This window comes from Chloroflexus sp., from assembly GCF_056331925.1.
Genome location: NZ_JBWGQH010000008.1, coordinates 47,352 through 60,060, shown reverse-complemented (window position 1 = coordinate 60,060; position 12,709 = coordinate 47,352). Strand labels below are relative to the sequence as shown.

Annotated in this window: 12 protein-coding genes; 1 reads left to right on the top strand and 11 read right to left on the bottom strand. The window is 54.9% G+C overall.

Annotated elements, in window-relative coordinates:
• Positions 1-9: 9 nt before the first annotated feature.
• A complete protein-coding gene (locus tag AC01ZF_RS05945) occupies positions 10-1,410 on the top strand; it encodes a MurT ligase domain-containing protein (RefSeq protein ID WP_424675380.1) in 1,401 nt (466 codons plus the stop codon).
• A 103-nt stretch (positions 1,411-1,513) separates the two neighbouring features.
• Here the strand turns inward: AC01ZF_RS05945 and AC01ZF_RS05940 are convergent, their stop codons facing one another.
• The 11 genes from AC01ZF_RS05940 to aroH form a co-directional block, all read right to left on the bottom strand.
• The gene (locus AC01ZF_RS05940) at positions 1,514-3,277 is read right to left on the bottom strand and encodes a peptide ABC transporter substrate-binding protein (protein ID WP_476575204.1); all 1,764 of its coding nucleotides are present in this window, start codon (positions 3,275-3,277) and stop codon (positions 1,514-1,516) included.
• A 137-nt stretch (positions 3,278-3,414) separates the two neighbouring features.
• Positions 3,415-4,386, bottom strand: a complete 972-nt coding sequence (locus tag AC01ZF_RS05935; RefSeq protein WP_424675378.1) for a P1 family peptidase — start codon at positions 4,384-4,386, stop codon at positions 3,415-3,417.
• Positions 4,383-4,895, bottom strand: coding sequence for a zinc ribbon domain-containing protein (locus AC01ZF_RS05930; protein WP_424675377.1), 513 nt, complete (start codon positions 4,893-4,895; stop codon positions 4,383-4,385). The genes AC01ZF_RS05935 and AC01ZF_RS05930 overlap by 4 nt, the downstream gene beginning before the upstream one ends.
• 102 nt (positions 4,896-4,997) lie before the next feature.
• A complete protein-coding gene (locus AC01ZF_RS05925) occupies positions 4,998-5,324 on the bottom strand; it encodes a cyclic-di-AMP receptor (RefSeq protein ID WP_424675376.1) in 327 nt (108 codons plus the stop codon).
• A gap of 29 nt (positions 5,325-5,353) precedes the next feature.
• Positions 5,354-6,031 carry a dTMP kinase gene (tmk, locus tag AC01ZF_RS05920; protein ID WP_424675375.1) on the bottom strand — a complete coding sequence of 226 codons (678 nt, stop codon included), beginning with the start codon at positions 6,029-6,031 and terminating at the stop codon, positions 5,354-5,356.
• 147 nt (positions 6,032-6,178) lie between these two features.
• On the bottom strand, positions 6,179-7,801 hold the full coding sequence (locus AC01ZF_RS05915) for a R3H domain-containing nucleic acid-binding protein (RefSeq protein WP_424675374.1): 1,623 nt from the start codon (positions 7,799-7,801) through the stop codon (positions 6,179-6,181).
• Between the two features lie 6 nt (positions 7,802-7,807).
• On the bottom strand, positions 7,808-8,803 hold the full coding sequence (locus tag AC01ZF_RS05910; RefSeq protein ID WP_424675373.1) for a hypothetical protein: 996 nt from the start codon (positions 8,801-8,803) through the stop codon (positions 7,808-7,810).
• On the bottom strand, positions 8,800-9,372 hold the full coding sequence (gene pdxT, locus AC01ZF_RS05905; RefSeq protein WP_424675388.1) for a pyridoxal 5'-phosphate synthase glutaminase subunit PdxT: 573 nt from the start codon (positions 9,370-9,372) through the stop codon (positions 8,800-8,802). Before pdxT ends, AC01ZF_RS05910 begins: the two co-directional genes overlap by 4 nt.
• Before the next feature lie 47 nt (positions 9,373-9,419).
• Positions 9,420-10,301 (bottom strand): pyridoxal 5'-phosphate synthase lyase subunit PdxS, encoded by an 882-nt coding sequence (gene pdxS, locus AC01ZF_RS05900; RefSeq protein ID WP_015941652.1) that lies wholly within the window; start codon positions 10,299-10,301, stop codon positions 9,420-9,422.
• Between the two features lie 206 nt (positions 10,302-10,507).
• A complete protein-coding gene (gene aroF / locus AC01ZF_RS05895; protein WP_424675372.1) occupies positions 10,508-11,521 on the bottom strand; it encodes a 3-deoxy-7-phosphoheptulonate synthase in 1,014 nt (337 codons plus the stop codon).
• A gap of 188 nt (positions 11,522-11,709) precedes the next feature.
• The gene (gene aroH, locus AC01ZF_RS05890; protein ID WP_424675371.1) at positions 11,710-12,129 is read right to left on the bottom strand and encodes a chorismate mutase; all 420 of its coding nucleotides are present in this window, start codon (positions 12,127-12,129) and stop codon (positions 11,710-11,712) included.
• Between the last annotated feature and the right edge of the window lie 580 nt (positions 12,130-12,709).

Below are 12,709 nucleotides of genomic sequence, written 5' to 3'. Positions count from 1 at the left end.
ACCTACCGTATGAACCATTTACGCACTACTGTCGCATTAGTTTTGGGACGTACCGCCAGAATCTTCTCCCGTCGTTTCCATCTCGGCGGTGGGACGAGCTTACCCGGTCAAATCGCCCGCTCAATTGAACCGGCAATCTTGACCACCATTTGCACGGCATTACCCGATGGTGTGATTCTGATCGCCGGCACCAACGGGAAGACCACGACGAGTCGCATGTTAGCGGCCATTCTCGAACATACCGGCGAACCACTGTTGCACAACCGCGCCGGCGCCAACCTGCTTCCCGGCCTTACCACCGTCGCCATCACCGATACCGATTGGCGCGGACGCCCCCATGCCCGTCGCGCCCTGTTCGAGACTGATGAAGCTGCGTTACCACAAGCTATCGCCGAAACCCGCCCACGGCTCGTTGTCTTGCTCAACCTATTCCGAGACCAACTCGACCGCTACGGCGAGATTGACACTATTGCCGGCAACTGGCGGCGGGCATTGCAAACCTTACCCGCAACCAGTACTGTCGTGTTCAACGCAGATGATCCGGCTATTGCCGGCCTCACCGAACACCTTCCTGCACGCGTAATCGGGTTTGGGTTAAATGACACTCGTCACGCAGTCGCTGCCGCTACGCACATCGCCGACTCACAATTTTGCCAGACGTGCGGTCACCGTTATCACTACCGGCACATCTTCTACGCCCACATCGGTCACTATACCTGCCCCCACTGCGGACGCCACCGACCCGATCCGCAGATTGCACTGACTGCGCTTGAACCACGTGGATTAGACGGCAGTGAGCTTCAGATCAGACATCCGGTCGGTCAACTCCAAATACACCTCCCACTCCCCGGCCTCTACAACGCCCAGAATGCACTGGCCGCAACCGCCGCCGCATTAGCTCTCGGCATTGCGCCGACAACAATTGGTGCAGCCCTAACCACATTCCAGGCCGCTTTTGGTCGCATCGAGCGGATCACTGCCGGCCCCAATGGCCCACCAATGCTGATTGCGCTGATTAAAAATCCGGTGGGAGCTTCAGAGACGGTGCGGATGCTTACGGCCACAACGACGCGACCATTACACCTCCTGATCGCGATCAACGACCGCTTCGCCGACGGTACCGACGTTTCGTGGCTGTGGGATGCCGATTTCGAGCCTTTGGCTGGACGGGTCGCCCGCGTGACAGTCAGCGGTACGCGCGCCGCCGATATGGCCTTACGTCTTGATTATGCTGGGGTTGATGGAGCCGCGATCACGGTTATCGATGATCTGCCAACAGCCCTCGATACAGCATTGGTAGCCTTACCCGTTGGCGAAACCCTCGCCGTACTACCGACCTATACCGCTATGCTCGACCTCCGCGCCGAGATCGCCCGCCGTGGCTGGGCCAAACCGTTTTGGGAAACCTGATCACGCAAAGGGCGCAAAGGGCGCAAAGGGCGCAAAGGGCGCAAAGGGCGCACGGCATCATCACACTTCGCTTTGCGTTCTCTGCGTCTCGGCATTCTTTGCGTTACCTGAGTTGCCACTCGCTAATGTTCCACGTAAACGGTGCAATCGGATCAAGGCGCCAACCCGACAAACCATCACGCGCCACGAGCACATCAATCCGCTGAAAGAGCGGCAGCACCGGCAACTCTTGGGTAAACAACTGCTGTTGGCGTAAATACGCCGCCTTTTGTACTTCTGGATCAAGCACCGTCGTTGCCGTATTAATCGCCTCATTCGCCTCAAAGAAACACCAACCGGCAAAATTATTGCCCGTCCAATTGTTCGCCTCGCCCGGCACACCGGCACAGCTCCACAGCTCCCAACCACGAGGGTGCGGACCGGCAATCCAACCAAACAACGCCAGTTGGAAGGTGCGCCGGTAAAGTGGGCCATCGACACTATACAACTCGTTCACCGGCAACGACGTCACTTCAACTTGAATCCCGACCTGCGCCAGATCGTTGGCAATCCGCTCGGCGACGGCTTGACGTAGCGGCGAGTTGGCGCTTGTTACCAACGAAAGTAACAACGGTAAACCTTCATACTCCCGCCAACCATCCCCATCGGTGTCGACCAACTTTGCTTCATCAAGCAGACGGCGTGCTTCATCGGGATTATACGGGTAGCGCGTAATCTGATCGAGCGGTGGATACCCAAGCTGACCGGGCAATATCCAACTCTCGAGGACGTTACTCTTCCCACCTAACAACTGCTCCACAAGCAACGGGCGGTTAATCGCATACGCAATCGCTCGCCGCACGCGAATATCTTGCAGCAGCGGTACATCAAGGTTGAAATCGAGATGCTCCCAAATTGGGTTCGGTGATGTGCTGATCTGAAACCCACGGTTATCGCTCTGCAATAAGCTGGTTAAGAGTTCCGGCGTCGGCTGCTCAATGAAGACAAGATCAAGGCTGCCACTGTTGACCAATTCGATCAACTGCGCCGGATCGTTACGAAACACGAAGAGTATCGTATCAAATGGAGCTTTCGGTCCGGTGTAATAGGGATTACGCACTAACTCCAACGAACCGCCGTCGAAACTGCGGATCATATAAGGGCCATAGCCGACCGGACGGCGGGCAAAATCGCTTTGCCAGATTTGTTTCGGATCGACATCGCTCAGTAAATGACGAGGTAGCGGTATCCAGAAACTGGTCAGATAGGCCGGATCGGTAACATCAGGATTGAGCACAGCACGGGTCGTATGCTCATCAACTTGCTCATAGCGGGCAATCATCGCCAACCGACTAGCAGCCGCTTGACCGAGATCGGCGCTCTGTGCTAGCTCATAGGCAAAGACCGAATCGGCAGCCGTCACCGGTGTACCATCAGACCAACGCAGTTCAGCGTTCCAATGAAAAGTCACACTAACTTGGGTTACTTCATCGGTCTGTTCAGTCGGTGTATCGGTAATCTGGCCCAGTGCATCACGAAAAACAGTCACCGTTGTTGTAACGACATCACCGTTGGCCAAACTGGGCAAGTCCGTTAATACACCGGTAGTTTGCAGCGTAAAATTCACCGGTAAAAGCGGTGAAGGAAAGATCAACTCGGTAATCGCCCCACTCAACCGCTCATCGGTTGGCGTACTGTGGTACGGCAATAGATCAGGAGGTTCGGCAACCAATCCGATCCGTAGTATTCGCTCGGCGGATAGCGTTCCTGTCGGTGTCGGTGTCACCATTACAACCGGTGTATTTTCCAGATTGGTTAACTCGACCCGACATCCGGCAACTGTTACCAACCCCCAAAGGGCTACAATAACTATCAGTAAACGCTTCATGGCGTATATCATTCGCTTAAAAACGGTAGTTGATGATCGAGACGATAATCCGTGACATCCCAACCTAGCCTAAGAGGGCCAAGACGATGACACGTTAACGTCATTGTGATTGTGTTTTTGCGTGTGATACGCAACAATCAGGCTGATGGCACATCACGCGCTGCCGGAACACCGGCTACCGTCGTTGCAGCTTGGACAGCACGTACAATCGCGATCGCAAGCACATCGGCAGCTACAGCACCGAGCGTTACCAAAGGGGGCGCTTCGTAGACACCGGTAGAAAGGGCAAACACGGTATCTCCATCAAACGGCGAATGAGCCGGACGAATAGCGCGGGCCAGCCCATCCTGCGCCATAATTGCCAGGCGGGTTGCCGCAGCTTTATCCAATCGAGCATCGGTTGCCACAACCGCAATCGTCGTATGTTGGCCGGTGGTATCAGCAAATGATTGTCGGCTCAACCCTCCACGCAACAACGCACCGGTACCTACCAATGTTTGATTAGGGCCGCGTGCGCCGGCGATGATCCGTCCTTGTGGATCAACCACATCACCAAACGCATTCACGACCACCAATGCGCCAACCGTTACCCCATCGGCAAGCGTTTCACTCCACGTCCCCACACCACCCCGCATTGCCGTGTTCATACCACCAACTTTACCCACAGTTGCTCCGATCCCGGCGCCAACACTACCTTCAGCTACACTCGTATCAGCCGCAGCACAAGCTGCATAGCCCATTGTCGCATCGGGCCATACATCAGCACGTCCGATACCGAGATCGAAGATCACTGCTGCCGGGACAATTGGCACTTTGGTGAGGCCAACATCAAAACCGTACCCCCGCTCGTAGAGCCACGACACTACTCCTGTGGCGGCGGCCAACCCAAACGCACTACCACCCGTCAATACCACCGCATTAACCTGCTGAACCAGATTCACCGGATTGAGCAGATCCGTCTCACGGGTACCGGGGGCACCACCGCGCACATCAACACCTGCGGTTGCACCATCTGGTGTCAACACAACCGTCACACCGGTCAATGCAGCAGTATCGGTAGCGTGACCGACCAATACGCCTTTCACATCGGTAATAGCCGGTACCTTCATTGTTTACTTACTCCTACCGATGGTACCACGGGTTGGGACTCTGCCCGCACCGTAGCGACACCACGGGTCTGACTTGATCCACAATACGGGCAAATACGCCATGTCAAATCGATGACTCTACCGCACGTATCGCAATGCCGGCGCAACTGGGTATGACAGTGAGGACAGATAATAAAATCCGGCTCAATCGGACGCTGACATTCGGGACACACCAGTTGATCTTCAAGATCGCGACGGAGAAACTCCTCTTCGAGCGTGCGTTCGTATTTCTCGGCGAGGGTTTGTGGTGGACGAAGGATCAAATGGAGGGGAATACCGAGGAATGGCAACAACAGCACAATACCGACTGCTAACACCTGGACTGAGACATCCTCGGTACGACGACGAATGTCGCGATAGGCCCACAACACAGAAGCTGCCCACAGCAGCACTGCATATGCCCCTAAAACGATCGCACCAAGGCGTAGCAAGGGCAAAATATTGGCAATAAATTCCTGGATTGCTTCCATAAAAAGTAAAGCCGTTTCTAAACGGTAAAACTTCTATCCGTATTGACTGAAGCTATTCAATTCAATCGACTCGCGCCTCAACCGATTGACAAGTGTCCCGCATTATAACCTACGAGTCTGGGCACGCAACACAAACACGGTGGCACCGCCCACTTGAACCTCGAGTGGTGCTGGCGGATAAAACTCACCCGACTCGGCAATCGGTGGCATTGGCGAAACGTAACGTGTGCGGGTCGAACAATGTTCACGGATGATATTGATGACCGGATTAACCTGCTGATCCTCGACACTAAGCAACAGTGTCACATTCCCTTCGCGCAAAAATCCACCCTGACTACTGAGGCGGGTCACGCGATACCCATGTTCGGTCAGCGCTTCCACCAAATTAGTTGCATCTTGCGATTGAACGACAGCCAGAATGAGGCGCATGGCGTCCACCCTAGTTCTCAGGCTACGCATCATCGCGTAGCAAGCGGCGTAATCCGAGCCAATAGCGGCATCACGGCATGCCAAATTTGTTCAGCCAGTTCATCAACCGGCTGATCGGCATCGAGTGCATGCCAGCGTTCCGGTTCCTGTTTCATTAACTCAACGAATCCGTGCGCAACCCGCCGATGGTAAGCCAAATCACGAGCATCTAGACGGTTCCATTCAGCCGACTGCCCACCTCGTTCCGAACGCTCACGGGCATTTTGCTTGCGTTGCAAGCCGATTTCCACATCAATTTGCAGGTAAAACGTAAGATCGGGCTTAAGCCCTCCGGTCGCTACCTCGGTAATCACCCGCAATTCTTCGAGATCACGCCCCAACCCGTAGCCCTGATACGCAAATGTCGAATCGGCATACCGGTCACACACTACAATCCCACCGGTCGCCAGATAAGGTCGGATCAATTCACTGACCAACTGTGCACGTGCTGCCGAAAACAACAATATTTCGGTAGTGGGAGCCATTTCCGTATGGCGCAAATCGATCAAAATCCGGCGGATCAGTTCTCCAATTCGGGTACCACCCGGCTCGCGTGTCAAGATAACCGGATAGCCCGCAGCTTGCAAACGCTCATAAAGGCGGCGTGCTTGTGTGCTCTTGCCGGCTCCCTCTGGCCCCTCAAACGTGATAAACAACCCACGGTGCATACTATTGCCATCAACCCGTTGCAGTTACCTACGTTAAGGATAGCCGATCTTTGCCAATCTGTCGATTGCCTGTTCACTGTGCGGGTCTGGCGTCGTGCCATTCCTCATCACGGCATTGGGCTGCAATGTCGCAATGGGGAATGTTCTTTACCGAAAGATCTTCACCCGCCGGTTTGGATCATCGCCACGGCTCTCTGAACGTAGATTGTACCGATCGGCCATTTGATGTTGTAAGCGGCGAATATAACTACTCCGCGGCGTCAATTCTACCGCATTGCGTTCACCGTTGATAACTTGCGCAATCGCCTGTTCAGTCTCGAGCAATGCCTCTTCGATCACCGAATCACTACGCGAATACTCGGCTTCATCATCAAACATCTCGCGCAACTGAAAGACTTGGGCTAATTGACGTTCCATCTGCGTGATCGTATTGTTGCGCAACACATACACCGGCACCCCCTGTTCCTCAGCTTGCCGCAACTGGTGCGAACTCTGCCGGTAATAGTTTTTCAGTGTCATTACTAAGGTTGCATCTTTTAAGTCACGCACAATAACGGCGGGTACCCGCAGTCGTTCAATCGCATTTTGCAATCGGTTGCGGCTCACACCAAACGGGAAGATACGCTGGGGTGGCACGGTAGTAACCGAACCGGCCGTACTACCATTCCGATCGCGCAAACGTGGACCGTTTGTCCCCATCTGCGACTGTTCACGCCCATTCCGACCACGTCGGAAACCAAACGCCGGGGCATCGATCAGCATTCGCCGTACCGGCTCACGCCGCACCGTACCGTCCGGCTCGCGGATGCGTTGCTCACATGGCGGCTCCTCACCGCGCAAAATGGCATCAACCGCCGCTGCCACATCCGGGTAGACGGTCACGCTATCCCACGACTGAATCTCAACCAGAATGCTAAACGTCGGTGGCGCTTTGCGTTCGAGCACCGTCTTTTGCGTTCCACGCCGACGCGCCTCTTCATCACCAAGCGTCACTGCCTGGATCCCACCCACCAAATCCGACAGGGTGGGGTTAATCATCAGATTATCGAGGGTATTGCCATGCGCCGTACCGATCAACTGCACGCCACGTTCGGCAATAGTACGCGCGGCAGCAGCTTCCAATTCGGTACCGATCTCATCGATTACAATCACTTCAGGCATGTGATTTTCAACCGCCTCGATCATCACATTATGCTGTTCGGACGGTCGCGGGACTTGCATACGGCGGGCACGACCAATACCGGGATGGGGAATATCACCATCACCGGCAATCTCATTCGAGGTATCGACGATCACCACCCGCTTACGCAACTCATCACCGAGCACTCGCGCCGTCTCGCGCAACAGCGTCGTCTTACCGGTACCCGGCTTACCGAGCAGCAAAATACTCTGCCCGGTTTCAACCAAATCGCGAATAATATCAACCGTACCGTAGACTGCCCGGCCAACGCGGCAGGTCAAGCCAATAACCACACCACGGCGATTACGAATGCCCGATATGCGATGCAGGGTGCGAGGAATACCGGCGCGATTATCTTCACCAAACTCACCGATGCGGGCAATGACATAATTGATATCTTCAGCGGTCACCTCCCGATCGCTCAAGAATAGTTCGTGACCACGATAGCGTGCTTCAGGCAGACGGCCCAGATCCATCACGATCTCGAGCAAATTATCCTGATCGTTAGCTTTCTGGATCGCGTCACGTATCGCTGGTGGCAATGTTGCTAATAGAAGCTGAATGTCATTGACAGTGTCCGTCACAGCCATAATCGCTTAGCACTCCTCCTGCCTTGTTGGAGGCCAAACATACCGTCGCACCGATATAGGTGGTTCCAACCCCACCTCGAGCGATGGCGCCAACACCGCCCGCCGAATCGGTACAACTGTATGTTTGACAAGTAATATCTGCTCACCAACCGGTTGAAAACCCAGTCGGATTGCTGGTTCAAACAATTCTTGCTGATACTCACGTAAGATCAAATAGACCGGGCGGCTATCGCTCAGTTGGGCAAGCCCAAAGCGTAAAATATCGACTACTTGATCACGCGCTTCCGGCCGAATCAACAATGAGAAGACGTGACCACTCGGCCCACTCAACAAGCGCAGATAGGCCACCAGATCATCATCAGGCCCTAAGACCCACGCCTGCCGACGCACCAGCGAATAAGGTTGGTTGATCGTCCAATGGCGAGCATTACGTACTTCTGCCTGCTGAACAACATGCGGTGCGATCATGCCGTAGAGTTTGTGAATAGCCCAATGATCACGCCGCGACTGCATACGCATTGGCGCCAGCCGTGTACCCTGATCCCAGTCGGGGCCTGAGAGATGGAACAGGTGACGATGGGTATACACCTGAAAACCGACCTGCCGAAAGATTTCACGCAGTTCATTGTGCTGGCTCGGCAATGCGGCATAGAGCCGCTGCACTGAATGCTGCGCTGCATCGATGCAGAGGCGGTGGAGGAGGTGGAACCAGAGCTCGTAATCACTAGGTACCTGTTCACTGCGGGTACCGCTAGTAGCCAGATAGATCACATCTTGTTCTGGACGACCGAGACGACCCATTGCCTGAACGAGAGCCAAACTACCATGTTCGGCCAGCACCAACGTTGTGCGTTCACGATGATTACCGGCCAAGATGCTCTGTAACGCAAACCAAAGTGGCCGATGGCTGTAAGCCAACAGTCGTTCGGTATAGAGCACGTGTTGGCAGCGAGGTTTACGCCGCAGCGACCACATATCGCTCAGCGTTACGGCTCGTATCATAGTTCCAGGAAGAGTCGGTGGACTCGATCATCATGGGTTAACTCGGGATGAAAGGTCGTCGCCAGCAAACGACCTTGGCGGGCAGCAACAACACTGCCATCTTCCAACCAGCCCACTGCTTCGCATCCCTGACCGAGCGCCATAATCCGCGGAGCACGGATAAACACGCCAGAAAGCGGTGCCTCGCCGATGATCGGCATCGTAATCGGTGCCTCGAAGCTATCGAGCTGGCTCCCATACGCATTTCGTCGAATCGTCAGATTCATCAAGCCTAAGGTGGGTTGACCACCTTGCTTCTGATCCACTACTTCATTCGCGAGCAGGATTGCACCGGCACAGGTACCCCAGATCGCTAAATCGTGACCACCGCGCGCCTGGATCGGTTCGAGCATCTGGTAGATTGCCAACAGCCGGCCGATAGTTGTACTCTCGCCACCGGGGATAATCAGGCGGTCAACCTGGGCAAGTTGGTGCGGTAACCGCACCTCAATCGGCTCAATACCTATCCGACGCAAGACCGCACAGTGTTCGCGAAAATCGCCTTGTAATGCTAATACTCCAACTGTCATACTCATCGGGTGCGGACGGAGTAACACTCCGCCCGCGGCCTCCTCAGCTACCATCCACGCCGAGCCATCAACTGCTCAGCAGGAATCTGATCGATGTTAATCCCAACCATAGCCTCGCCGAGGCCTTTACTCACCTCAGCGATGATTTCTGGATCGTTGTAATGGGTCGTTGCTTCCACAATGGCGCGTGCGCGCTTGATCGGGTTACCGCTCTTGAAAATACCAGATCCGACAAAGATACCATCAACACCAAGCTGCATCAACAAGGCAGCATCAGCCGGAGTGGCAATCCCACCGGCAGCAAAATTGACGACCGGCAGCTTGCCTTCCGTAGCTACTTGCTTGACCAGCTCATACGGTGCTTGGATCTGTTTGGCGTAAGTAAACAGTTCATCTTCGTTCATCGACTGCAAGCGGCGAATTTCACTGTACACAGCGCGTGCATGACGAACTGCCTCCACGACATTACCGGTACCGGCCTCGCCTTTGGTGCGCAGCATCGCTGCACCCTCGGCAATTCGGCGCAGGGCCTCACCCAAATTGCGGCAGCCGCATACGAACGGCACTCGGAACTTATGCTTGTTAATATGGTGCTCTTCGTCGGCCGGCGTCAAGACCTCACTCTCGTCGATGTAGTCGACACCGATTGCCTCTAGCACCTGTGCCTCGACGAAGTGACCGATCCGCGCTTTTGCCATGACCGGGATGGTTACAGCCTGTTTGATCGCCAAGATCAGCTCTGGATCGCTCATCCGTGCAACACCACCTTGAGCGCGAATATCGGCCGGTACCCGTTCAAGTGCCATCACCGCCACTGCACCGGCTTCTTCAGCGATCCGTGCTTGCTCAGGCGTCACCACATCCATAATGACGCCACCTTTAAGCATTTGCGCAAGCCCAACCTTCGTCGTCCACGTCGATTTTTCCATATTGCCTCACTCAAACCTCGCCAGATGTTGTAGATCTCGTTACATAATTGTACCACGCTGTACCAGGTCGGGCAATGCGACGCAGGGCGGAGGTAGATGGATGGCAGAGCCGCTCGCCGGGTGGCTCTGCCTGTCTACCATCACCTAAAGCGCAATACACTACGACAAACTCACATGCGAACATCTAGGCCACATTCCGAATGTTGCTACCGTCGCCCAACGACCTGTGCGACCGCCCGTAGTTTCGGCATCAAATTCATGAAGTTTTCCGGGCTGAGCGACTGTCCACCGTCCGACTTAGCCCGATCGGGGTCAGGATGAACCTCGATGATCACTCCGTCAGCGCCTGTTGCAATCGCTGCCAATGTCAACGGTGGTACCAAATACCATTTGCCGGTACCATGACTCGGATCGACAATCACCGGTAAATGCGAGCGTTTCTTGACCACCGCTACGGCGTTCAGATCAAGGGTATTGCGTGTTGCCGTCTCGAACGTGCGAATACCACGTTCGCACAAAATAATGTTGGGATTCCCCTGCGCAATGATGTATTCTGCCGAAAGTAACCACTCCTCAATTGTCGCCGATAATCCGCGCTTCAGCAGCACCGGCTTGTCACTGCGCCCAACCTCCTCTAGCAACTGATAGTTCTGCATATTGCGCGCCCCGATCTGCAGTACATCGGCGTACCGCGCGACCAGCTCAACATCGGCCGGGGTCATAACCTCGGTAACGATTGGCAAGCCGGTCTCTTCCCGTGCCTGTGCCAGCAACTGTAACCCCACCTCACCCAAGCCACGGAAGCTGTAGGGAGAGGTTCGCGGTTTGAATGCGCCACCCCGCAACATATTTGCTCCCGCTTCGCGTACAGCACGCGCGGTAGCCATAATTTGCTCTTCACTCTCGACCGAGCACGGCCCGGCGATGATCGCCAGATGCCCACCCCCCACTTTCACATCACCGACCTGCACGATGGTATCGGTCGGTTTGACTTCGCGGGAGACCAACTTATAGGGTTGCGTAATCCGCAGCGTCTCTTTCACGCCGGCGAAATGCTCAAGCTCTTCGCGTAACGTGGGAGGGATCGATGCACCAACAACAGCAATCACCGTGCGTTCTTCACCGACAGTTAAATGGCCGCGCAAGTTATACTCACGCAGCCGTTCCAACACCGCATCAATCTGACTTGGAGTCGAATTAGTTTGCATGACAACAATCATAGAACGGTCCTCCTCTGCAGGATAGGTACAGGAATCGGTAGTCAACTCGAGCCTTATCTGCCCGCAGTTACGAAGGGAATGGGCCGCACACCCGATGAGGCGAGTACTCCACGTTGCTTGAAGTGGGGATAATTCTATCGCCTTAGGCTGATCGCACCGTTGCGTCACGTTCGTTGGGTGACGACAACTCATTGTTCTTCCTCCGACAACGTTGATGTAACCATACGGAAGGCACTCATCAATGCGGCGCGTTCAGGCCTTAGACCATGTGCGCCGCGGATATAGACATGGACAATTTCATCGGCACGCTTGGTCGTATTCCAGTGGATCAAGACGCGAATACAGCGTGGCAAGCTGCCCGGCACGGCCATTTCGTGGCCGCAAAGCAGTGCAGTATCCACCCATCCAATCGCCCGCGCTGCCACAGCCGGAAACTCGGCATTGAGATCGGGAGTGGTGGTAAAAATGGCGCTGGCAATGTCTTCCGGCTTAATGTCGTTAGCTTCGATCAGCAACGTGAGCAGTTCGTGCGTGGCAGCCAAAATCGCCTCGCGCGTGTTTTCCTCACAGGTGGTCGCTCCTCGTACTCCGCGGCAACGAACGTCCATTACCTTCCTCCTCGGCAACAACAGAGGGGGCGCGAGGTTGCTTCGCCTCGCGCCCCCTTTTGCTTGCTCTGTACTCTCTTGCGCCTTTCAGGAAATGCGAAGCGACCAGTCCAATTGTGGGCTGGTAAAGTAGAAGAAGTAGGTGTAAAAGCGCGAACCACGCATAATACTGCTTACCTCATTCTTCCCGCTTCGACGGGGGAAATATACCATAGCCGCGGCAGTTCGTCAAGCAGGCTGTAGAACCGGACAGCTAACCGGCTCGGCAGAGAACGCTAAGGATTTAAACGCAAAGGCGCAGAGAACGCGAAGGACGCAAAGAATCTAAACGCAAAGGCGCAAAGATCGCAAAGGGCGCGAAGGGCGCGAAGGGCGCGAAGGGCGCGAAGGGTTTTTGATGATTGGGTACAAGCGCGCTGGAAGCACCCTATCATATCCCTTCGCGATCTTTGCGTCCTTCGCGTCTAAGATGATGCCACGCCATGGTGCAGAAAGGATGTTAGCTATCATATCCCTTCGCGATCTTTGCGTCCTTCGCGTCTAAGATGATGCCACGCCATGGTGCAGAAAGGATGTTAGC